General features: G+C 64.5%; 21 protein-coding genes. 15 read left to right on the forward strand and 6 right to left on the reverse strand.

The genetic code is table 11. The annotated features are described in order from the left end of the window. Window positions 1-244: 244 nt before the first annotated feature. Window positions 245-1,006 (reverse strand): SDR family oxidoreductase, encoded by a 762-nt coding sequence (locus LRP30_RS39675; protein WP_128936733.1) that lies wholly within the window; start codon window positions 1,004-1,006, stop codon window positions 245-247. A 137-nt stretch (window positions 1,007-1,143) separates the two neighbouring features. On the opposite strand from LRP30_RS39675, the gene LRP30_RS39680 reads away from it, so the two are divergent. Both LRP30_RS39680 and LRP30_RS39685 read left to right on the forward strand, forming a co-directional pair. Then, window positions 1,144-1,656 (forward strand): CvpA family protein, encoded by a 513-nt coding sequence (locus LRP30_RS39680; protein ID WP_128942403.1) that lies wholly within the window; start codon window positions 1,144-1,146, stop codon window positions 1,654-1,656. Between the two features lie 125 nt (window positions 1,657-1,781). Beyond that, window positions 1,782-2,564, forward strand: coding sequence for an SDR family oxidoreductase (locus LRP30_RS39685; RefSeq protein ID WP_128936735.1), 783 nt, complete (start codon window positions 1,782-1,784; stop codon window positions 2,562-2,564). 195 nt (window positions 2,565-2,759) lie between these two features. Here LRP30_RS39685 and LRP30_RS39690 read toward each other — a convergent pair whose 3' ends face one another. Next, the gene (locus LRP30_RS39690; protein ID WP_128936737.1) at window positions 2,760-3,236 is read right to left on the reverse strand and encodes a DUF3775 domain-containing protein; all 477 of its coding nucleotides are present in this window, start codon (window positions 3,234-3,236) and stop codon (window positions 2,760-2,762) included. 126 nt (window positions 3,237-3,362) lie between these two features. On the opposite strand from LRP30_RS39690, the gene LRP30_RS39695 reads away from it, so the two are divergent. The 9 genes from LRP30_RS39695 (at window position 3,363) to LRP30_RS39735 (ending at window position 12,852) form a co-directional block, all read left to right on the forward strand. Then, entirely contained in the window at window positions 3,363-4,214 is an 852-nt protein-coding gene (locus LRP30_RS39695) for an MBL fold metallo-hydrolase (protein WP_249758311.1), read from the forward strand. Window positions 4,215-4,434: 220 nt separating this feature from the next. Beyond that, window positions 4,435-5,277, forward strand: coding sequence for a fumarylacetoacetate hydrolase family protein (locus LRP30_RS39700; RefSeq protein WP_128936739.1), 843 nt, complete (start codon window positions 4,435-4,437; stop codon window positions 5,275-5,277). A gap of 144 nt (window positions 5,278-5,421) precedes the next feature. Further along, window positions 5,422-6,033, forward strand: coding sequence for a glutathione S-transferase family protein (locus tag LRP30_RS39705; RefSeq protein ID WP_128937622.1), 612 nt, complete (start codon window positions 5,422-5,424; stop codon window positions 6,031-6,033). Between the two features lie 15 nt (window positions 6,034-6,048). Continuing rightward, a complete protein-coding gene (locus LRP30_RS39710) occupies window positions 6,049-6,918 on the forward strand; it encodes an MBL fold metallo-hydrolase (protein WP_128936740.1) in 870 nt (289 codons plus the stop codon). A gap of 215 nt (window positions 6,919-7,133) precedes the next feature. Next, window positions 7,134-8,282 carry an alpha/beta hydrolase gene (locus tag LRP30_RS39715; RefSeq protein WP_249758312.1) on the forward strand — a complete coding sequence of 383 codons (1,149 nt, stop codon included), beginning with the start codon at window positions 7,134-7,136 and terminating at the stop codon, window positions 8,280-8,282. A gap of 65 nt (window positions 8,283-8,347) precedes the next feature. Beyond that, entirely contained in the window at window positions 8,348-9,319 is a 972-nt protein-coding gene (gene mbfA / locus LRP30_RS39720; RefSeq protein WP_249758313.1) for an iron exporter MbfA, read from the forward strand. Window positions 9,320-9,527: 208 nt separating this feature from the next. Then, a complete protein-coding gene (locus tag LRP30_RS39725; protein ID WP_128936665.1) occupies window positions 9,528-10,697 on the forward strand; it encodes an IS481 family transposase in 1,170 nt (389 codons plus the stop codon). Window positions 10,698-10,837: 140 nt separating this feature from the next. Then, window positions 10,838-12,310 carry an amidase gene (locus LRP30_RS39730; protein ID WP_249758314.1) on the forward strand — a complete coding sequence of 491 codons (1,473 nt, stop codon included), beginning with the start codon at window positions 10,838-10,840 and terminating at the stop codon, window positions 12,308-12,310. 188 nt (window positions 12,311-12,498) lie between these two features. Beyond that, window positions 12,499-12,852 (forward strand): nuclear transport factor 2 family protein, encoded by a 354-nt coding sequence (locus tag LRP30_RS39735; RefSeq protein ID WP_249758315.1) that lies wholly within the window; start codon window positions 12,499-12,501, stop codon window positions 12,850-12,852. A gap of 179 nt (window positions 12,853-13,031) precedes the next feature. Here LRP30_RS39735 and LRP30_RS39740 read toward each other — a convergent pair whose 3' ends face one another. Both LRP30_RS39740 and LRP30_RS39745 read right to left on the reverse strand, forming a co-directional pair. Continuing rightward, window positions 13,032-14,120, reverse strand: a complete 1,089-nt coding sequence (locus LRP30_RS39740) for a Zn-dependent alcohol dehydrogenase (protein ID WP_128942412.1) — start codon at window positions 14,118-14,120, stop codon at window positions 13,032-13,034. A 72-nt stretch (window positions 14,121-14,192) separates the two neighbouring features. Then, window positions 14,193-15,977, reverse strand: a complete 1,785-nt coding sequence (locus LRP30_RS39745) for an acyl-CoA dehydrogenase family protein (RefSeq protein WP_249758316.1) — start codon at window positions 15,975-15,977, stop codon at window positions 14,193-14,195. Window positions 15,978-16,199: 222 nt separating this feature from the next. Between LRP30_RS39745 and LRP30_RS39750 the strand changes: the two genes are divergently transcribed. Both LRP30_RS39750 and LRP30_RS39755 read left to right on the forward strand, forming a co-directional pair. Continuing rightward, a complete protein-coding gene (locus LRP30_RS39750) occupies window positions 16,200-16,901 on the forward strand; it encodes an SDR family oxidoreductase (RefSeq protein WP_128936745.1) in 702 nt (233 codons plus the stop codon). Between the two features lie 156 nt (window positions 16,902-17,057). Beyond that, on the forward strand, window positions 17,058-17,888 hold the full coding sequence (locus tag LRP30_RS39755) for an enoyl-CoA hydratase (protein ID WP_249758317.1): 831 nt from the start codon (window positions 17,058-17,060) through the stop codon (window positions 17,886-17,888). 45 nt (window positions 17,889-17,933) lie between these two features. On the opposite strand, the gene LRP30_RS39760 is transcribed toward LRP30_RS39755, so the two are convergent. Both LRP30_RS39760 and LRP30_RS39765 read right to left on the reverse strand, forming a co-directional pair. Further along, on the reverse strand, window positions 17,934-18,557 hold the full coding sequence (locus tag LRP30_RS39760) for a GNAT family N-acetyltransferase (RefSeq protein WP_249758318.1): 624 nt from the start codon (window positions 18,555-18,557) through the stop codon (window positions 17,934-17,936). A 68-nt stretch (window positions 18,558-18,625) separates the two neighbouring features. Beyond that, entirely contained in the window at window positions 18,626-18,829 is a 204-nt protein-coding gene (locus tag LRP30_RS39765) for a DUF1127 domain-containing protein (protein ID WP_091890623.1), read from the reverse strand. Window positions 18,830-18,939: 110 nt separating this feature from the next. Between LRP30_RS39765 and LRP30_RS39770 the strand changes: the two genes are divergently transcribed. Both LRP30_RS39770 and LRP30_RS39775 read left to right on the forward strand, forming a co-directional pair. Continuing rightward, window positions 18,940-19,839, forward strand: coding sequence for a transcriptional regulator GcvA (locus tag LRP30_RS39770; RefSeq protein WP_091890626.1), 900 nt, complete (start codon window positions 18,940-18,942; stop codon window positions 19,837-19,839). A 146-nt stretch (window positions 19,840-19,985) separates the two neighbouring features. Continuing rightward, window positions 19,986-21,314, forward strand: a complete 1,329-nt coding sequence (locus LRP30_RS39775; RefSeq protein ID WP_249758319.1) for an MFS transporter — start codon at window positions 19,986-19,988, stop codon at window positions 21,312-21,314. Window positions 21,315-21,340: the final 26 nt, after the last annotated feature.

Here is a 21,340-nt window from a genome sequence, read left to right on the forward strand (position 1 = left end):
CAATCACGCCGACACTGATCGGTGGCAACACCAATGCACCGACCATCATGATCGGAAGAAGGCGGCGGACATGATCACGGCAGAGATGCGGCTCGTCTCCCTCTCCCCGTTCTTACGGGGAGAGGGTTGGGGGCCTCTATCCGCGAACTCGGTGAGAGACGGACTCGCGGAGGCTCCCCCTCACCCGGAATTTGCTGCGCAAATTCCGGCCTCTCCCCGCACGCGGGGAGAGGCGAAGACACGCTCAATTCAACAAGAACCCGCCGTCCACGGTGACCACACTGCCCGTCATGTAGCGCGAGGCGTTCGACGCCAGCAGCAGGATCGCGCCGTCGAGATCGGATTCGGCGCCGACGCGGCGCTGCGGGATGCGCTTGGCCAGGCGCTCACCTGCGGGCGTCGACCAGAAGGCGTGGTTCATCTCGGTGTCGATGTAGCCGGGCGCGAGCGCGTTGATGCGGATGTTCTGCCCGGCAAGCTCCAGCGCCATCGCCCTGGTCGCCTGGATGATGCCGGCCTTGGAGATCGCGTAGGGCGACACTGCCTTGAGCACGCCGGTGCCGAGCACGGAGGCGATGTTGACGATGTTCCCCGACTGCTTGCGCGCGATCATGCGCCGCGCCACTTCCGTCGCGAGGAAATAGGCGCCCTTGAGGTTGGCGCCGATCACGGCATCCCAATCGGCCTCGGTCTGCTCGGTCGCGAGTTTCTCGATGGCGATGCCGGCATTGTTGATCAGCACGGTGACGGGCCCGAGCGCGGCTTCCGCCGCATCGACCGCCCTGGCGATCGATGCGGTGTCGGTGACGTCGAGCGCGACGGCGGCGGCGCGGCCGCCCTTGCCGCGGATTTCTTCTTCCAGGCTTTTCAGCTTGTCGGTCTGCCGCGCCGCGAGCGCGACGGATGCGCCATGGGCCGCCAGCACCCGGGCGAATTGCCGCCCCAGCCCCTGGCTCGCGCCTGTCACGAGGATGGTTTCTTTACTGACGTCGAATAGGTCTGACATGGCGATTTCCTTGGACGACTTGCTCGAGCTTTTGGCGCCCATCAATACAGACGATTTTAGCGGTCTGAAACCGGAATGATCGGTTCGGCGTTCATTCGTTCCAGCGCGGCAACGTTCCCCGAGGTGAGCTCGCACGCATGAACGGTTTCGATCTCGCGGTCTATGCGGCACTCGCCATCGCGGTCGGCCTCGGATTCAGGACCGGGCTGCTGCGCAGCGCCATGACCATCCTCGCCTATCTCCTCGCCGCGCCGATGGCGGTGGCGTTGATGCCGCTGATCGCGCCGCAGATCGCAGCCAATCCGAATTCGCCGCTGCTGCAGAACTGGATCTGGTTCTTCGCTATCTTCGTGGTGGTCGGCATGCTGCTCGGGCATATCGGCCGCATCGCGCTGAACGACACCATCGGCGAAGCCGGCATCGGCGACCGGCTCGGCGGCGCCGCGCTCGGCGCCATCAGGGTCGGCCTCGTCGCCATCACGCTGGTAGCGGTGTTCGACCAGATCGTGCCGGCCAATCGCGAGCCGCCGTTCCTCGCCGGCTCGCATCTGCGACCGTTGTTCTCGACGGTGGGGCGGATGGGATTCAAATCGCTGCCGCCGGAGGCGGCTGCCGCGATCGACCGTCTCAAGCAGGAGCGGCGCATCTAGGGCGCATTTGCATCGCCGTAGCGCGCGCCATGCATTTTGAAGCGAGCCCATCCCTTATCAGCGGCATCGATGTTGGCTAAAGTGGCCGCATCCAAAACCTGCCTGACATTTACGGGAGTGAAACAGTGGATCTTGGGATCAAAGGTCGCCGCGCCATCGTCTGCGCATCCAGCAAGGGCCTCGGGCGCGCCTGCGCCATCGCGCTGGCGGAGGCCGGCGTTCACGTCACGCTGACCGCGCGCGGTGCCGAAGCCTTGAAGAAGACCGCCGATGATATCCGCAAAGCCTATCCTGACGTGACCGTCACCGAGATCGTCGGCGACATTACGACACCGGCGGGCCGCGAGGCCGTGCTGAAGGCCTGCCCCGAGCCTGATATCCTGATCAACAATGCCGGCGGCCCGCCGCCCGGCGATTTCCGCAACTGGACCCGCGACGATTGGATCAAGGCGATCGACGCCAATATGCTGACGCCGATCGAGCTGATCAAGGCGACGGTGGACGGCATGATGGCGCGTAAGTTCGGTCGCATCGTCAACATCACCTCGGCCGCGGTGAAGGCGCCGATCGACATCCTCGGCCTCTCCAACGGTGCGCGCGCCGGCCTCACCGGCTTCATCGCCGGCCTGTCGCGCAAGACCGTGATCAACAACGTCACCATCAACGGCCTGTTGCCTGGTCCGTTCGAGACCGATCGTCTCACCGGCACCGCCAAGGCCGAAGCCGACAAGCGTGGCGTCACGCCGGAGCAGATCCTGACTGAACGTGCCAAGCTCAACCCTGCGGGGCGCTTCGGCCAGCCCGACGAGTTCGGCTATGCCTGCGCCTTCCTCTGCGGCGCCAAGGCCGGCTTCATCACCGGGCAGAACATCTTGCTCGATGGCGGCGCGTTCCCGGGAACGCTATAGTCGCGATTGCAGGTGTACTCCCTCGCCCCGTTCTTACGGGAGAGGGTTGGGGTGAGGGGCTCTCTCCGCCAAGCACGGTGAGAGCTGGATTCGTGGAGACTCCCCCTCACCCGGATTGCATCTTCGATGCAATCCGGCCTCTCCCCGCAAGCGGGGAGAGGCGAAGAGACCCGCAAGCTGGCTAGTTAAGCAAACTCACCGCTGCTTCGTCGCTTCGTCCTCGTCGCGCTCGCTGGGATCGGAGGAATCGGCGGTGAGACGCTCACGGGCCCAGTCGATACCGAATTCGTCGAGTCCGGCAGCGAGCAGATCGCCCAGCATGGGCTCGCCGAGCAGATAGTGCACCGTCTCACGGCGCGGGCTGCTATATTCACCCCGCGCCTCCACGGCACGGGCGCGCAAATCGTCCCAATCATCGATGGTGCCGTCGCCGCGACCGAGCCAGGTCAGCGCGACGAGATCGATCTGCTCGTCCTCGTTCAAGACGATCATGAAGCTGCCGAGCTCGTGGCCGACCGGATCGGAGCCGTTGTCCTCGAGGACGTCGATCGCGTCGTCATCGCTCGGGTTCGAGCCGGAATCCGGATCGGAAGCCGCCTCCTTGACGTCGAATTCGCGCGCCTTCTCGATGATGAAGGCGACCTTGTCCGCGGAAATCGCAAGCTCTGGCATGGCTCCCTCTTCGGATTCTTTCCGGTTCCCCGCGATAACGCCACATCACCGCAGATGATCCATTGCGCCTGATGGCGGAAAGTGCGCATGTTCCAATGCAAGAGCAAGAACACGGGGATGCGCCGGATGCAGTGGAAAGTCGGCAAGGTCAGGATCACGAAATTCGTCGAAATGGAGACGGTGGGCTCGACCCGCTTCATCCTGCCAGCAGCGACCAACGACGAAATCCGGAAGCTGTCCTGGCTGATCCCGCATTTCGCCACCGAAGAAGGCCGGCTGAAGATGTCGATCCACTCGCTGGTGGTGGAGACGCCTACGCGCCGGATCGTGGTCGACACCGGCCTTGGCAACGACAAGCAGGGCCGCGGCGTCCCGACCTGGAACAACCGCAGCACGCCGTTTCTGGAGACCATGACGGCGGCGGGTTTTCCGCCCGACAGCATCGACACCGTGCTGTGCACGCATCTTCACGTCGACCATGTCGGCTGGAACACGAGGCTGGTCGACGGCCAATGGGTGCCGACCTTTCCGAGGGCGCGCTACGTCTTCGGCAGAACCGAATATGAATACTGGCGCGATTACACGGCCGAACCGGATAAGGTTGCGGTGTTCAACGATTCCGTGAAGCCGGTCGTCGATGCTGACCGGGCCGAGTTCATCCCGAGCGATCACCGGCTCTGCGAGGAAATCAAGCTGATCCCAACCCCGGGCCACAGTCCCGGGCACATGAGCGTCCTGATCGAGTCCGGTGGCGAGCAGGGGCTTCTGACCGGCGACGTTGCCCATCATCCCTGCCAGATGGCGCATCTCGACTGGTGCTCGGTCGTCGATTCCGATCCCGCTCAATCGGCGGCGACCCGGCGCGAGATGTTCTCGCGTTTTGCCGACACGCCGACGCTGGTGATCGGCGGCCATTATTCGGCCGGGCATATCAAGCGGGCGGGAGACGCGTTCAGATTTGTGGCGTTGCAATCGTAGGGTGGGCAAAACGACTTGTCCGCCGTAGCTCGAAGAGCGAAGGCCGAAGCCTGCCCACCAATGCAAGCCACCGATCGAATTGGAGGGCACGGCGCTCGGCGCCTTTGCCCACCCTCCAAAGATTGGCAGCAATGCGCTCCTCTCTAGGCGGTTGAATTTCCCGCCGCCCTGTTCCATGAAGCTGTTTAACCGATCGGTCCATTCCCAGGGAGAAACGAGAATGAAGCTTGTTCGTTACGGCGAGAAGGGTGCGGAAAAGCCCGGCCTGATCGATAGATCCGGCCAGTTGCGCGACCTGTCGGCGCATGTGAAGGACCTGACCGGTGAAGCCTATTCGCCTGATACCCTGAAGAAGCTGGCAGGCCTCGACCCTGCCTCGCTGCCCGCGGTGTCGGGCAAGCCGCGGTTCGGCGCACCGGTCACCGGCATTTCGAAATTCGTCGCCATCGGCCTCAATTACAGCGACCACGCCAAGGAGACCGGCGCTGCGATCCCGAGCGAGCCGATCATCTTCATGAAGGCGAACACCTCGCTGTCCGGCCCGAACGATGCCGTCGAAAAGCCGCGCGGCTCGACCAAGCTCGACTGGGAGGTCGAGATCGCCGCGATCATCGGCACCCCCGCCAAATATGTCTCGGAAGCCGACGCGCTGAACTACGTCGCCGGCTATTGCGTCTGCAACGACGTCTCCGAGCGCAACTTCCAGACCGAGCGCCTGGGCCAGTGGACCAAGGGCAAGTCGCACGACACGTTCGGCCCGCTCGGGCCGTGGCTCGCCACCAAGGACGAGATCAAGGACGTGCAGGACCTGTCGATGTGGCTCGACGTCAACGGCCAGCGTCGCCAGACCGGCTCGACCAAGACCATGATCTTCTCCATGGCGAAGTGCGTCTCCTACGTCTCGCAGTTCATGACGCTCCTGCCCGGCGACATCATCACCACGGGCACCCCGCCCGGCGTCGGCCTCGGCATGAAGCCGCCGACCTTCCTCAATGTCGGCGACGTCGTCACGCTCGGCATCGAAGGTCTCGGCGAGCAGCGCCAGGAGATCATCGCGGCGTAAGCTGCGACGACAGCTGTTGCCACACCGTCATTGCGAGGAGCGAAGCGACGAAGCAATCCAGACTATTTCCCCGGAGACAGCCTGGATTGCTTCGCTTCGCTCGCAATGACGAAACAACTGCCGGATATTCGTCAAGGTACTCACATGAAACTCACCTTCTCCCCCGCCTCGCCCTTCGCCCGCAAGGTGCGCATCGCGGCGATCGAGCTCGGGCTGATCGACAAGATCGAGCTCGTGCCCGCAACCGTCGCGCCGGGCACGGCCAATGAGGATTATTCGCGCATCACGCCGCTGAAGAAGCTGCCGGTGCTGATCACCAATGACGGCGACGTGATTTTGGACTCCTACGTCATCGTCGAATATCTCAACGAGATCGCCGGCGGCAGCCTGATCCCCGACTACGGGCCGCGGCGCTGGAAGGCCAAGACCAACCATTCGCTGCTCAACGGCATGCTCGATTCCATGCTGCTGTGCCGCTACGAGAAGATGGTGCGGCCGCAGGGCCTGCAATGGCAGGCCTGGTCGGACGACCATTGGAACAGGACCTGGACCGGCATGGCGCGCTTCGAGAACATGCCGGAGGTGCTGAACGGCCCGTTCGACATCTCGCAGATCGGCCTCGTTTGCGTGCTCGGCTATGCCGACTTCCGCTTCGCCGATTGCGGCTGGCGCAAGGCCTATCCCAAGCTCGACGCCTTCCATCAGAAGATGCTGGAGCGGCCCTCCGTGAAAATCTCGGTGCCGCCTCCAGCGTAAATCGCAGGAGCTCTCATGAGCCTCAAATACTCGGTCGGCGATCTCACCATCCATCGCGTCATCGAGCAGGAAGTCCCCTTCTTCTCGGCGCTGGAGTTCATTCCCGGGCTGACAGCGGAGGTGCTGGCCGAGAATCGGGCCTGGATGCGGCAGGCCAAGGCACTGGACGAGCAGGACACGCTGATCCTGTGCTTCCAGTCCTACGTGGTGAAGACGCCGCATTACACCATCCTGATCGACAGCTGTATCGGCAACGACAAGCCGCGGCCGCAGCGGCCGAAATGGCACTTGAAGACCGACGACACCTATTTGCGCGGCCTCGCCGCCGCCGGGGTTTCGGCGGGCGACATCGACTTCGTGATGTGCACGCATCTGCATGCCGATCACGTCGGCTGGAACACCCGGCTCGAGAACGGCCGCTGGGTGCCGACCTTCCCCAAGGCGCGCTATGTCTTCGCCAAGCGGGAATTCGACTACTGGACCGAGAACAATGCGAAGGCGGAGGTCCCGCCCTTTGCCGACAGCGTGCTGCCGGTGGTGGAGGCGGGGCGCCACGAACTCGTCGGCGGCGATCATCAGATCGGCGATCACATCCGCATCCTCCCGACGCCCGGCCACACGCCGGGCCATGTCGCCTTCGCCATCGGACGCGGCAAGGACGATGCGGTGTTCTCCGGCGATCTTATCCACTCGCCGCTGCAGGCGCTCTATCCCGAGCTGTCGATGAAGTTCGACGTCGATCAGGCCACGGCGGCGAAAACGCGCCGCAGCTTCCTGGAGCGCTATTGCGACAGCGACACGCTGTGCTGCACCGCGCATTTCCCCTCGCCGTCGGTCGGGAAGATCAAGCGCAAGGGCAGCGGATTCGTCTGCGCGGCGGTTTGATCTAGGACGGCTCGCGCTGCGAACTCCCATCCTCCTCTGGAGGGGGAGGATCGGTTCGCATGGAGCGAAGCGGAATGCGAACCGAGGTGGGGTGACGGTCTATCCTCGTTGAACACTGCCCGTGGGGAGAGATCACCCCACCCCGCTCGCGCTGCGCGCGATCGACCCTCCCCCTCCAGGGGAGGGTAAGAGCTCCCGCCCTCACGGAGGAAACGATGACAACGCTCCCCGACATCCCGCTTCCCGCCAGCATTCGCTCGCGTTACGTCGACGGCATCAACGGCTTGAGCGTGCATGTGCTGGAAGCCGGCTTCGAGACCAAGGGCCGGCCCTGCATCCTCCTGCTGCACGGCTTTCCCGAGCTGGCCTTCTCCTGGCGCAAGGTGATGCCGGCGCTCGCCGCCGCCGGCTATCACGTGATCGCGCCGGACCAGCGCGGCTATGGACGCACGACGGGATGGAGCGCCGAGTACGACGACGATCTCGCGCCCTTCTCGCTCTTCAACCTGGTGCGTGATGCGCTCGCCCTGGTGTCGGCTTTCGGCTACCGGCAGGTTGATGTGGTCGGGCATGATTTCGGCAGCCCGGTCGCGGCCTGGTGCGCGCTGGTGCGGCCCGACGTATTCCGTTCGGTGACGATGATGAGCGCGCCGTTCGGCGGACCGCCGCCGCTGCCCTTCAACACAGTCGACACGCCGGCAAAGCCTGCGGCCGAAGACGCAGTGCATCGCGAGCTTGCCGCGCTGCCGCGCCCGCGAAAACACTATCAATGGTACTATTCGACTCGCGCGGCCAACGGCGACATGCACCGCGCGCCCCAGGGCGTGCGCGATTTCCTGCGTGCCTACTATCATCACAAGAGCGCGGACTGGACCGGCAACAAGCCCTACCCGCTGGAATCGTGGTCGGCGAACGAACTGGCGAAGCTGCCGACCTATTACGTGATGGACCTGAATGAGACCATGCCTGAGACGGTGGCGAAAGAGATGCCGTCGCCGGCCGCGATCGCCGCCAATCAATGGTTGCCCGATCGCGAGCTCGCCTATTACTCCGCCGAATATGGCCGCACCGGATTCCAGGGTGGGCTGCAATGGTATCGCTGCGGTACGTCGGGCGCTTTCAATCGCGAACTGCAACTGTTCTCTGGCCGCAGCATCGACGTGCCCTCCTGCTTCATCTCGGGCAAGCAGGATTGGGGCACCTATCAGCGCCTCGGCGTGTTCGAGGCGATGCAGGCGCGCGCCTGCACGAAGATGCTCGGCTGCCATCTCGTCGACGGCGCCGGTCATTGGGTGCAGCAGGAGCAGCCTGCCGAAGTCACCCGGTTGCTGCTGGACTTCCTCGCAAAGGCCGGCACCGGCTGATTTGACCGGGGAACCGCGTCGTCCTATATAGTTTAGAATAGTTCTAAACTTGTGACAGGGCCGTCGTGAAGAATTTTGCCGATCTGACCGAGCGCGAGGTGCTTGCGGTCGCGATCTCCTCCGAGGAGGAGGACAGTCGCATTTACATGACCTTCGCCGAGGACCTGAAGGAGCGCTATCCGGATTCGGCAAAGCTGTTCGAGCAGATGGCTGAGGAGGAGCGCGGCCATCGGCACATGCTACTGGAAATGTACGAGCAGCGTTTCGGCCAGCACCTGCCGCCGATCCGCCGCGAGGACGTCAAGGGCTTTTTGCGCCGCCGCCCGATCTGGCTGACCAAGAACCTGGCGCTCGATACGATCCGCAGAGAAGTCGAGACCATGGAGCTCGAGGCCGAGCGCTTCTATGCGAAGGCCGCCGAGCAGGCCGAGGACGTCAACGTCCGCCGGCTGCTCGGCGACCTCGCCGAGGCCGAGAAGAGCCACGAGAACACTGCCGCCAGACTGACGGACGAGATCCTCAAGCCCGACGTGCGCGCCGAGGAAGACCGGACGCGGCGACGGATGTTCGTGCTGCAATATGTGCAGCCGGGCCTCGCCGGGTTGATGGACGGATCGGTCTCGACGCTGGCGCCGCTGTTTGCGGCCGCCTTCGCCACGCACCAGAACTGGCAGACATTTCTGGTGGGCCTTGCCGCATCAATCGGCGCCGGCATCAGCATGGGCTTTGCGGAAGCGCTGTCCGACGACGGTTCGCTGACCGGGCGCGGCTCGCCCTGGCTGCGCGGCCTCACCTGCGGCGCAATGACGACGCTCGGCGGACTCGGCCACACCGCGCCCTATCTCGTGCCGGACAGCTGGGCCAACGCATTCTGGATCGCAACCGCAATCGCCTGCGTCGTCGTGTTCTTCGAATTGTGGGCGATCGCCTTCATCCGCGCGCGCTACATGGACACACCATTTCTCCAGGCCGTATTCCAGATCGTGCTCGGCGGCGCCATCGTGCTGGCGGTGGGGGTCGTGATCGGGGCGGCGTAGTCGCCTCGCCCTCCGTTGTCATCGCCCGCGAAAGCGGGCGATCCAGTACGCCGCGCCAGATATGGTGAGAGCGAGCTCTCCAACGAAGGCCTCTGGAATACTGGATCGCCCGGTCAAGTGTTCAGCCCGGGGACATGACCGACGGGTGTTCGGGGACATAGCCGACACATCATAGTGCAGGGATTTGGCGGTAAAGGAGGCCAAGTCCATGCCCTGGCGAGAGGTGTCGGTGATGGATCAGCGGCGGGAGTTCGTGCGGCTTGCGATGCAGGAGGGAGCGAACCGGCGGGAGCTCTGCCGGCGGTTCAATATCCATCCCGACACGGGCTACAAGTGGCTTGCACGATGGCAAGCGGATCAGAATGTCAACGACCGCTCGCGCCGACCGCATGCGAGCCCGGGACAGACCGATTGCGAGCTCGAGGCACGTATTCTCGCGGTGCGCGATGCCCATCCGGCATGGGGAGCTCGCAAGATAGCTCACTGCCTGGAGCGCAATGGTTTGCGTTCGCCAGCAGTCTCAACAGTTCATCAGATCTTGCGTCGGTCTGGCCGCATCAAGCCTCCGATCGGCGGCCCGATGGCAAGCCAGCGTTTCGAGATGCCGGCCCCCAATCTGTTGTGGCAGATGGACTTCAAAGGCTGGGTTCGGCTCGGCAATGATACCCAGTGCCATCCTCTGACGGTGGTGGATGACCACTCCCGCTATGATCTGTGTCTGCAGGCCTGTGCCGATCAACGCACAGATACCGTGCGCAGCCGCCTGGAGAAGACCTTTCGCCACTACGGGCTCCCGGAGGCCTTCTTCGTCGACAATGGTTCGCCCTGGGGTGATCCTTCCGGCGAGCGATGGACACGGTTCTCGGTGTGGCTGCTCAAGCTTGGCGTCGCCGTCATCCGCAGCCGCCCATATCACCCGCAAAGCCGCGGCAAGAATGAACGATTCCACCGCACCCTCGCGGCTGAGGTGTTCGCACTGCGACAGTTCCGCGATCTCGCAGAGACGCAGCGTGCCTTCGACGCCTGGCGGGAAGTCTACAACTTCGAACGGCCACACGAGGCGCTCGGACAACAGGTCCCGGCCAGTCGATATCGGCCCAGCCAGCGACCAATGCCCGATCGATTGCCACAGGTCGAATACGACAGCCATGAGATCGTGCGCCGCGTCTCCACGACCAAGGCCTATGTCAGCTTCAAGGGACGTCTGTGGAAAGTGCCACAGGCCTTCCGTGGCGAGCGCCTCGCCATCCGCCCCTCGGCAAACGATGCGCAATACGGGATCTTCTTTGCCGCCCACCAAATCGCTATCATCGACTTGGCGAGCGGAGAAAGTGTCGGCTATGTCCCCGAACACCCGTCGGTCATGTCCCCGGGCTGAACATCAAGCCAGGCGATGACAGCGAGTTCTTGAACTCCGTCCGCTCCGTCCCGCCCACATATCAATCGCGATCAAACAGCGGTTGCGGCATTCGGCCAAACTGCGCATCATCGTCCAACAACCAAAGCGGGAGAAGCGCCGTGGCCAAATCGGAATGGAGTTTCAAGAGTGCGGTCGAGCTGTCGGCCGCATTGAGTGCGAAGAAGGTCTCGGCGATCGAGCTCACGCAGGATGCGATCGCCCGTATCGAGCGTCACGACGGCAAGATCAACGCGATCTGCGTCCGGGATTTCGATCGCGCGCTCGGCGCCGCGCGCGAGGCGGACGGTGCGCTGGCGCGCGGCGAAAGCAAAGCGCTGCTCGGCCTCCCCGTCACCGTGAAGGAGTCCTTCAACGTCGCAGGCCTGCCCACGACCTGGGGCTGGACGCCGCAGAAGGATTTCAAGCCGGCGGAGGACGCACTGTCGATCACCCGGGTGAAGAACGCCGGCGGCATCATCCTCGGCAAGACCAACGTTCCCGTCGGCTTGGGCGATTGGCAGAGCTACAACGAGATCTACGGCACCACGAACAATCCGTTCGATCTCGACCGCACGCCTGGCGGCTCATCGGGCGGCTCGTCTGCGGCACTCGCGGCCGGCTACGGACCGCTCTCGCTCGGCTCCGACATCGGCGGCTCGCTGCGGGTGCCCGCCTTCCATTGCGGGGTCTATGCGCACAAGCCGACCTACAATCTCTGCCCGACGCGTGGCCATACGCCGCCGCCATTTCCGGCGATCCCGATGGAGCGCGACATGGCGGTGATCGGCCCGATGGCGCGGAGTGCGGCCGATCTGTCCCTGCTCCTTGAGGTGATGGCAGGCCCCGATCCGCTGGACCTCGGCATCGGATACAAGCTCGTGCTGCCGGAAGCGCGACACCACGCGCTGAAGGATTTTCGGGTACTGGTGATCGACAGCCACCCGTTGCTGCCAGCGAATGCTGACGTTCGCGGCGCGATCGAGAAGCTGGCGGGCCGATTGGCGAGCATGGGCACGCGTGTCGCACGCGAGAGCCCGCTGTTTCCGGATTTCACGGAAGCCTCGCGCCTCTACATGCGCATGCTGATGAGCTTTCTCGGCGCGTTCTTTCCGCCGGACATTCTCGCCGGCGCGCGTGTGGGGGCGGCGCAACTCTCACCTGAGGACAAGAGCCTTACGGCAGAGCGGCTGCGCGGCATGACGTACACGCATCAGGCCTGGGTGTTCGACGAGGGCGCCCGCGCCGGGCTGCGCGCGCAATGGCGGCAATTGTTCAGGACATTCGATGCGGTGATCTGCCCGATCATGCCGACACCGGCCTATCCGCATGATCATTCGCCGCAGCAGGAGACGCGCCGGATCAACATCGACGGCAAGGACCTTGTCTATCCGGACCAGCTTGCCTGGCCCGGCATCGCCACGCTGACGGGCCTGCCGGCAACGGCCATTCCGCTCGGTCTGTCGAAGGACGGCCTGCCGGTCGGCGTGCAGATCATCGGGCCGTTCCTCGAGGACCGCACGCCGCTCAAGCTCGCCGAACTGATCGAGCGCGAGTTCGGCGGGTTCTTGCCGCCGAAGATGTTTGATGACTAGTCCTCCCCGTCATTGCGAGCCAACGGGTCCGCGCGAAGCGCGGCCCGATGACAGGCTCCGCGAAGCAATCCAGACTGTCACCGCGGAACGATTCTGGATTGCTTCGTCGCAAGGGCTCCTCGCAATGACGGGGTAAAAACAACGTCGAGATTTTGCGCTACGCACATCCCCGGGAGGGAGAAAATAGAATGAGCAACGACCTCGAACAGCTCACCGCGCTCAACCGCGACTATGTCGCCTCCGTGCAGAACTGCGACGTCAAGCGCTTTGACGAGATCCTTGCGCCGGAGTTCTACTGCTCCAATCCCGACAAGTCGCTGGTCGACCGCGCGGCCTTCCTGGAACAGACGGCGCGACCGATCGCGATCCGCAATTTGCATGCGCACGACGTCATCATCCGCATCATGGGCGACTTCGCCATCATCCACGCCGCGACCAGCTACACTACGGCGGATGGCCAGCAGGCGACTGGGCGATATACCGACTGCTGGGCGAAGATGAACGGGAGGTGGCTCGCTGTGTCCGCGCACGTTTCGCGGTGAGCTGAGGTAACTATCTTTACACTCCGCTGTCATGCCCCGGCTTGACCGGGGCATCCAGTACTCCGCGGCGGCAGTTCGTTCACACAATTGTCGCCGCGGAGTACTGGATCGCCCGGTCGAGCCGGGCGAAGACACCTGAATTGGCGCTACAATGCCCGAGCAGCCGGCAAACGCCAGCGTCAGCTATCGAACACGATCACGCTGCGCAGCGTCTTGCCGGCTTTCATGTTGGCAAAGCCCTCATTGATCTCGTTTAGCTTCAGCTTGGCCGAGATCCAGTCCTCCAGGTGCAGTCGGCCGCGCAGGTAGAAATCGACCAGGCGCGGCATGTCGACGCGGAAATGGTTCGACCCCATCGAGGAGCCCTGGATCTTGCGCTCGCGCAGGAAGTCGAAGCCGTGCAGCTCGATCTTCTGGCCGAACGGGATCATGCCGACGATCGTCGCAGTGCCGCCCGAGGCGAGCATGGCAAAGGCCTGCTCCGCGGTCTCCTTGCGGCCGAGCACCTCGAAGGAATGATGCACGCCGCCATTGGTGAGATCGCGTACCTGCTTCACAACGTCACCGTCGGCGGGGTTGATGATGTCGGTCGCTCCCAGCTTGGTCGCGAGCTGGAGTTTTGCCGGATTGGTATCGATGGCGATGATGCGGCCGGCGCCGGCGATCTGCGCGCCGTTGATCGCGGCCATGCCGACGCCGCCGCAGCCGATCACCGCCACGGTCTCGCCGGCCGTCACCTTTGCCGTGTTCACAACCGCGCCGTAGCCAGTGATGACGCCGCAACCGATCAGCGCGGCGAGGTCTAGCGGCATTTCTTTGCGGATTTTGACGATCGCGTTCTCGTGCACCAGCATCTGCTCGGCGAAGGACGAGAGGTTGAGAAACTGGTGCAGCTTCTCTGGTCTGGCCCACTGCATCCGGTTGGAGACACCCGGCAGCATCTTCACCGTCGTGTCGGTGCAGAGCACGGTGCGCCCCGTCGTGCAATTGTCGCAGGTGCCGCAGAAGACCGAGAGGCAGGTGACGACGTGATCGCCGGGCTTGACGTAAGTGACGTCGGAGCCGACCTGTTCGACCACGCCGGCGGACTCGTGCCCAAGCACCGCGGGCAGCGGATGCGGATAGAGCCCCTCCATGAAGTGCAGATCGGAGTGACAGAGGCCGGCGACCGCCGTGCGGATCAGGACCTCGCGCGGGCCCGGCTTCGGCAGGCTGATGTCCTCGATGACGAGCGGCTGGTTGACTTCATAGAGGACGGCGGCCTTCATCGGTGTTTCCTCCTTGTTATAATTTCGTTGAGTGCGGGGACTCCACCTCTCCCTACGGGAGAGGTGAAGAGCCTACGCCGCCAGAACCAGTTCGCCAACCTCGCTCATGCCGGCGTCGCGATCGCCGAGCAGCAGCGCGGCGATCTTCTGCTGCACTGGATTTTCCGTCAGCCGGAACGGATCGCTCGGCGACACCCGGTGATCGATCACGAGACGCGACAGTAACAGCCGGCGCGCGTCGCCGCGCATGTCGTGGATGCGATGCCCTTCCCAGGCCAGCGCGACGGCGCTGGTGACATGATAGAGCAGGCTGGTGGCGCGACGCGCGTCCGCCTCGTTGTCGGCCTTGCCCGCGACCTCGCGCGCGAAGCCGACCGCACGATCGACAAGACCGCGCAGATTATCGCGCCAGGCCTGCGGCACGGACGCGCTGTCGTCGAGCCGGGCATGCAGATCCGCGGCCAGCGCGGATTCCGCGCCATGACGGCCGACCGCGCGCCGCAGCGCATCGATCGCGACGATGTTTCCGGTGCCTTCCCAGACCGAGCCGAGATGGGCATCGCGCAGCAGGCGGGCGGTGGCGAATTCCTCGATATAACCGATGCCGCCGCGCATCTCGAGCGCATCGCCGCAGACCTTTCGCGCATCGCGCGTGGCGCGGAACTTCAGCGTTGGTGTGAGAATGCGCAATAGCGCCGCCGCATCCTGGCTGCCGGCCTCGGCGCGATCGAGCGCGTCCGCGGTGAGGAAACTCATCGACAGCGCCTGCTCGACCGGCAGCATGATCTTCAGCATCTGCCGGCGACCGAGCGGCAGGTCGATGATACGGTTGCCGAACACCACGCGGTTCTTCGCGACCGTCATTGCATCGTGATAGGCGCGGCGCATCAGCGCCGTGGATTTGACGCCGTTGGAGAGCCGCGACGAGTTCACCATCTCGGCCATCTGCACGAAGCCGCGGTCGAGCTTGCCGACGGCATAGGCGATCGCGCCTTCGAGCTTGATCTCGCCCGAGGCCATCGAGCGCGTGCCGAGCTTGTCCTTGAGACGCACGATGCGGTAGTGGTTCTGCGCACCGTCGTCGAGGAAGCGCGGCATCAGGAACAGGCCGACGCCGCGGGTGCCCGGGCCGGCGCCTTCAGGGCGTGCCAGCAGCATCACGACCTTGGCGTCGGCATTCGAGCAGAACCATTTCTCGCCGTAGAGGCGCCAATGGTCGCCCTCCTGCACCGCGCGCGTGGTCAGCGTGCCGACGTCGGAGCCGCCTTCCTTCTCGGTCATGAACTGGCCGCCCTGCGTCAGCTTGCTCATATCCGTCTGCGTGAGACCATCGAGATATTTGGCCTTCAGCGCCTCACTGCCGAAATTCGCCAGCAGCTTGGCGCAGCCGTCGGTGACGTTGATCGGGCAGCCCATGCCGAATTCGGTCTGGTTGAACAGAAAAGTGAAGGCGTGCTTGGCGACCACGGGATATTTGTCCGGCCAGCCCATGATGCCCTTGCGGATCGAGAGCGCGTGGATGCCGAACTCACCGAACGCGGCCTTCTCCAGCTCGCGATAGGCCGGATGATATTCGATCCACTGCACGTCGCGGCCGAACTTGTCGCGCTGATGCAGGATGGGCGTATGCCGGTCGGCAAGCCGCGCGCATTCGTCGAGCGGGCCGCCGGCGAGTTCGCCGAGGCGATCGAGATGCGGCTCGATATGGCGGAACAGCGTGTCCGGCAGATGGATGCGCAAGAGGTCCGTCAGTGCGGGATCGGCGCGGTAGAAATTCATGCCTGACGTGTCGGGCGCCAGCAGGCCGGACGGCTCGGCCGCGACACGTGCTGGCTGCGCTGGGACCGGCTTGTGCATGATCGTCCTCTTCGTTTCCGCCCGACGGCAATTCTTTGCGCTTGCCGCTTGGAATGATGTCGATCATGCTCCAGAGGCGGATGCGGATAAAGCCGCAAATCGTCAGGGCGGCATGATTGCCGCGGGGGAGCAATTCGCCCTGCGGAATTGTGACCGCCCCGGCTGGTTGTCCGCGCGGACCATGCATAGATCAACGGCTTCCTGTCTCCGAGAGATCACGCCATGGAACACCCAAAATACAAGATCGCGCTCATCGTCGGCGCCGGCGAAGGATTGAGCGCGTCGCTGGCGCGGCTGTTTGCCGCCCAGAACATCCGCGTCGCCCTTGCCGCGCGCAAGATCGAGAAGCTGGGCGCGCTCTGCACCGAGACCGGGGCCAAGGCCTATGCCTGCAACGCCACGGAGCCTGAGGAGGTCGAGCGGCTGTTCGGCCTGGTCGAGCGCGAGATCGGCACGCCCGACCTCGTCGTCTACAACGCCAGCGGCCGCACGCGCGGACCGTTCCTCGACCTGGTCCCTGCCGAAGTCGCGCAGGCGATCGCGGTCAGCGCCTATGGCGGCTTCCTGGTGGCGCAGCAGGCGGCCAAACGCATGCTGCCGAACAAGCACGGCGCGATCCTGTTCACCGGCGCCTCCGCCAGCGTCAAGGGCTATGCGCAGTCGACGCCCTTTGCGATGGGCAAGTTCGCGCTGCGCGGGCTCGCGCAGAGCATGGCGCGCGAATTGTCGCCGCAGGGCATCCATGTCGCGCATTTCGTCATCGATGGCGCGATCCGCAGCGCGGCGCGCACCGAGCCGGCCGACAAGCCGGACTCGATGCTCGACCCCGACGCGATCGCGCAGAGCTATTGGAACGTATTGCAGCAGCCGCGCAGCGCCTGGAGCTGGGAGCTGGAGTTGCGGCCGTGGGTGGAGAATTTTTGAGACGGTGTTTTGTCACAACAATCGTCATTGCGAGCGCAGCGAAGCAATCCAGAGATATCTCTGCGGATACAGACTTGATTGCTTCGTCGCCAGCGCAAAATTGCTTCGCAATTTTGTCGCGGGCTCATCGCAATGACGGAAGAATAAGGGAGCGACATGACGACGGAAACCACCATCGACACCGGCACCAACGAACTGCTCTGCGTGATCCGCGACCGCGTCGCTGTCATCATGCTGAATCGGCCCGAGGCGCGCAATTCACTATCGGACACGCTCACGCCAGCGCTGCGCACGATGATCCGGAGCTGCGGCGAGAACCCTGATGTCGGCGCGCTGCTGCTCACGGGCGCGGGCGAAGCATTCTGCGCCGGCGGCAACGTCAAGGGCATGGGCGCGCATCGCGATCCGAAGAAGCTGGAGATGTCGCTCGGGGATCGCATCGCCGATCTCCAGGAGCGGCAGCGGCTGCTCACCGGCGCGCTGGTGTCGGTGCGCAAGCCGACCATCGCCGCCCTGCCCGGCCCCGCGGTCGGCGCCGGGCTCGCCATCGCCATGGCCTGCGACATTCGCATCGCCGCGCAATCCGCCTTCCTCGCCACCGGCTACGCCCGCATCGCGCTCAGCGGTGATTACGGCATCGCCTGGCTGCTGACCCGGCTGGTCGGCACCGCACGGGCGCGCGAATTGATGTTCACCGGCGATCGTGTCGATGCCGTCAGGTGCGAGGCCATCGGCCTCGTCAACCGCGTCGTGCCCGACGACAGGCTGCAAGCGGAAGCCTTCGCGCTGGCCAAATCGCTCGCCGAAGGCCCACGCCTCGCGCTGCGCTACATGAAGGACAATCTCGACGAGGCCGTGCTGTTCGACTTCGAGACCGCCCGGGATCACGAGGCCGAACGGTTGATCCGCCTCACCACGACCGCCGATCACAAGGAGGCGGTGCAGGCCTTCATCGAGAAGCGCAAGGCGGTGTTCACGGGGAAGTAGGCGGCGCAAAAAAATGCCCGGCAGCAAGCCGGGCATCGAGTGGTGTCAGGCCGAGGCTGAGGGGCTGTCGGCCTGACGGGAAAGCGCGGCGAGGCGCCAGCTCGCACAGGGAATGTCCTTCGGTGCGACCGCGATCTCCTTGTCGAAGCGCACCAGCTTCCAATCGTCGGGATGGTTGACGAAAGCGAAGCCGGATTTGCGGGCGAGCGAGATCATGGTCTCGTTGGAGCGTAGCGTGTCGCCAAAGATGCGCTCGGCGCCGAGCGCGGCGGCGCGGCATTCCAGGTTGTTCAGCAGCGCGGTGGCGATGCCGTGGCCGTGCCAGCGGTCATCGACCGACAGGCCGAACTCGACCGTCGCGGTTTCAGGATGGAGCGCATAGCGCATTTCGGCGACGATGGTCTCGAAGCCGTCGACCCTAATTGTCGCGACCGCGGTGAAGCGCTCGCGCTCACCGACCTCGAGGAAATCGTGCAGCAGCCCCTTCGGCAATTCGCTGATCGCGCCGAAGAAGCGGTTGTAGCGGGAGCGGGTCGAGAGCGAGCGAAAATAGTGCTGGAGCTCTTCGGTGTCGCGCGGCTCGACGAAGCGAACGGTGACGGCCTCACCCTGCCGGGTGCGCAGCGTATCCGAATATTGCTTGAGATCTTCGAGGCGAAGCGTGCTCATGACCGGCACCGTGCGAAAAGGGGACCGCCGGCACCCCCACACTCAGGCGGCGCCGGCCTAGCGGCCTATCAGGCCCGCCAGAAGGGTTTGTCGGCCTCATAGGCAATGTCGGACCAGGACAGGCCGACGTCCTGCAGATCCCGGGCGGTCCAGTTGGTGAGCTCGCGCCTGTTACGGTAGCGCTCGTGCCAGAGGTGGAGGGTGTCGCCGATCTGGTGGAGCAGACCTGGCGCATGATGATTTGTCATCGAATTCTGGGTCAACGTAGACATCTTCAGCTCCTGGAGCTAACCTGATCGCTAATATCTGCTTCGTGTTGCGCCGCGACAAACGACAATTTGTACCTTTTCGCATGAAATAACGTCATGCATCCTGCTGCCAGATGACTGCCAGATTGCCGTCCCTGAACGGATTGCGGGCGTTCGAGGCCGCCGCGCGCCATCTCAGCTTCACGCTGGCGGCGGCCGAGCTGAACGTGACCCAGACCGCGATCAGCCATCAGATCCGCAGGCTCGAGGAGGAGCTCGGCATCCGCCTGTTCGTCCGGCAGAACCGCGCCCTGGCGCTGACGCCGGAAGCGCGGGATTACCTCCCCGGCGTCCGCGCTGCCTTCAACGACCTGCGCCTCGCCACCGACCGGCTGCTGCGCAAGGACGACGACAAGGTTCTGACGGTGTCGACGCTGGCTTCGCTCGCTGCAAAATGGCTGCTGCCGCGGCTCACCGATTTCCAGGAACAGCATCCCGGCATCGATGTCCGCATCACCACCTCGACCAGCCTCGTCGACTTCCAGCGCGACGACGTCGATGCCGCGATCCGCTACGGCCGCGGCCAGTGGCCGGGCCTGCGTGCCGACTGGCTGATGGCGGACGAGCTGTTTCCGGTGTGCAGTCCGTCACTGCTGCGCGGCGACAAGCCGCTGCGCCGGCCGGAGGACCTGCGCAACCATCCGCTGCTGCACACCTCCAACGCCAACAGCGACGACTGGCGGCTGTGGCTAACGGCGGCGGGCCTGCCGGCCGATATCGCCAGGCAGCCCGGCATCACCTTCGACATGATCTTCATGACCATCCAGGCCGCGATCGATGGCATCGGCGTCGCGATGGGCCGGACCTCCTACGTCCAGGACGACATCGCCAAGGGCCGGCTCGTGGTGCCCTTCAAGATCGCGCTGCCGGCGGATGCCGGCTTCTACCTGGTCTCGCCGGAGGGCCGCCGCGAAGCGCCGAAGCTGACCGCTTTCCGGAACTGGATGATCGCTGCAACGCAAAATAAAGCCTGAAAAATCATCAGCTTCCCCAGGCAAAATCGATTGACTCGGCTCCCACCGTGCGGGAAGGGGGTGAGGCAGATTGTCGCAGCATCAATCTGTCGGCTGGCCGTGAGGATGAATTCCGGCCGGCCACGCCTTTCCAAGGGGAGAATGCCATGGCTGGATCAGCCGCATCGAATCCACCCGCGATCAAGTCGCGGATCGGCGCCATCCTGCGCGCCACCTCGGGCAATTTCCTCGAGCAGTTCGACTTCTTCCTGTTCGGTTTCTATGCCGCCGCGATCGGCAAGGCGTTCTTTCCCTCCACCAACGAGACCGCCTCGCTGCTCAACACGTTCGGCGTGTTCTGGCTCGGCGCCTTGATGCGACCGGTGGGCGCGATCGTGCTCGGGGCCTATATCGACCGCATCGGCCGCCGGCAGGGCCTGATCGTCACGCTCGGCATCATGGCCTTCGGCACCGTCGTCATCGCGTTCTGCCCGAGCTACGCAACCATCGGTATCGCGGCGCCCGTCATCGTGCTGATCGGCCGGCTGCTGCAAGGCTTCTCCGCCGGCGTCGAGCTCGGCGGCGTGTCGGTGTATCTCGCGGAGATCGCAACGCCCGGCAATCGCGGCTTCTACACTTCGTTCCAGTCGTCGAGCCAGCAGGTCGCGATCTTCGTGGCCTCGATCCTCGGCTTCATCCTCTCCGAGGTGATGCCCGCCGACGCCGTCGCCGCCTGGGGCTGGCGCATTCCCTTCTTCGTCGGCTGCCTGATCATCCCGCTGATCTTCGTCCTGCGGCGGACGCTGGAGGAGACGCCGGCCTTCCTCGCCATGAAGAAGCATCCGACCGCGAAGGAGGTGTTCGCGTCCGCGCTCGCCAACTGGCGCATCGTCATCCTCGGCATGATGATCGCAATCCTGACCACGACGACGTTCTATTTCGTCACGGTGTACACGCCGACCTTCGGCAAGACCGTGCTGAAGCTGTCGACACAGGACGCGCTGCTGCTCACGCTGCTCGTGGCGGTGACCAACTTCATCTGGAATCCGGTCGGCGGTGCGCTCTCCGATCGCATCGGCCGCAAGCCGGTGCTGCTCGCCATCGCCGGCCTCTCGCTCGTCACTGCCTATCCGGCGCTGCACTGGCTGGTGACGGCGCCGACCTTCGGCAAGCTGCTCGCGGTGGAGATGATGTTCTCGTTCTATTTCGGCGTCTACAGCGGCACCATGCTCGGTGCTCTCGTCGAGATCGTGCCGGCGCATGTGCGCACCACCTGCTTCTCGCTCGCCTTCGCGCTCGCCGCCGCGCTGTTCGGCACCTTCACGCCGTTCGCCTCGACCTGGCTGATCGAGCGGAGCGGCGACAAGGCCTCGCCCGGCTTCTGGCTGATGTTCGCAGCCCTGCTCGGCATCATCGCGGCCTCGACGGTGTATCGCGGCGGCGGCAAGGCGGTGCCGGCCTATGACGCAGTGCCGGAGCCGGTGGCGGGGCATTGAGAGGGCGTCATTCCGGGGCGCCTTTT

This window comes from Bradyrhizobium sp. C-145, assembly GCF_023375135.1.
Taxonomy (GTDB): Bacteria; Pseudomonadota; Alphaproteobacteria; order Rhizobiales; family Xanthobacteraceae; genus Bradyrhizobium; species Bradyrhizobium zhanjiangense.

Bases quoted from the DNA above. Each gene is read 5' to 3' on its own strand.
- LRP30_RS39775 (WP_249758319.1), top strand. From the start codon at position 19,986: ATGGCTGGATCAGCCGCATCGAATCCACCCGCGATCAAGTCGCGGATC.
- LRP30_RS39695 (WP_249758311.1), top strand. From the start codon at position 3,363: ATGCAGTGGAAAGTCGGCAAGGTCAGGATCACGAAATTCGTCGAAATG.
- LRP30_RS39680 (WP_128942403.1), top strand. From the start codon at position 1,144: ATGAACGGTTTCGATCTCGCGGTCTATGCGGCACTCGCCATCGCGGTC.
- LRP30_RS39755 (WP_249758317.1), top strand. From the start codon at position 17,058: ATGACGACGGAAACCACCATCGACACCGGCACCAACGAACTGCTCTGC.
- LRP30_RS39690 (WP_128936737.1), bottom strand. From the start codon at position 3,236: ATGCCAGAGCTTGCGATTTCCGCGGACAAGGTCGCCTTCATCATCGAG.
- LRP30_RS39675 (WP_128936733.1), bottom strand. From the start codon at position 1,006: ATGTCAGACCTATTCGACGTCAGTAAAGAAACCATCCTCGTGACAGGC.
- LRP30_RS39700 (WP_128936739.1), top strand. From the start codon at position 4,435: ATGAAGCTTGTTCGTTACGGCGAGAAGGGTGCGGAAAAGCCCGGCCTG.
- LRP30_RS39760 (WP_249758318.1), bottom strand. From the start codon at position 18,557: ATGAGCACGCTTCGCCTCGAAGATCTCAAGCAATATTCGGATACGCTG.
- LRP30_RS39765 (WP_091890623.1), bottom strand. From the start codon at position 18,829: ATGTCTACGTTGACCCAGAATTCGATGACAAATCATCATGCGCCAGGT.
- LRP30_RS39715 (WP_249758312.1), top strand. From the start codon at position 7,134: ATGACAACGCTCCCCGACATCCCGCTTCCCGCCAGCATTCGCTCGCGT.
- LRP30_RS39705 (WP_128937622.1), top strand. From the start codon at position 5,422: ATGAAACTCACCTTCTCCCCCGCCTCGCCCTTCGCCCGCAAGGTGCGC.
- LRP30_RS39735 (WP_249758315.1), top strand. From the start codon at position 12,499: ATGAGCAACGACCTCGAACAGCTCACCGCGCTCAACCGCGACTATGTC.
- LRP30_RS39770 (WP_091890626.1), top strand. From the start codon at position 18,940: ATGACTGCCAGATTGCCGTCCCTGAACGGATTGCGGGCGTTCGAGGCC.
- LRP30_RS39710 (WP_128936740.1), top strand. From the start codon at position 6,049: ATGAGCCTCAAATACTCGGTCGGCGATCTCACCATCCATCGCGTCATC.
- LRP30_RS39740 (WP_128942412.1), bottom strand. From the start codon at position 14,120: ATGAAGGCCGCCGTCCTCTATGAAGTCAACCAGCCGCTCGTCATCGAG.
- LRP30_RS39745 (WP_249758316.1), bottom strand. From the start codon at position 15,977: ATGCACAAGCCGGTCCCAGCGCAGCCAGCACGTGTCGCGGCCGAGCCG.
- LRP30_RS39750 (WP_128936745.1), top strand. From the start codon at position 16,200: ATGGAACACCCAAAATACAAGATCGCGCTCATCGTCGGCGCCGGCGAA.
- LRP30_RS39725 (WP_128936665.1), top strand. From the start codon at position 9,528: ATGCCCTGGCGAGAGGTGTCGGTGATGGATCAGCGGCGGGAGTTCGTG.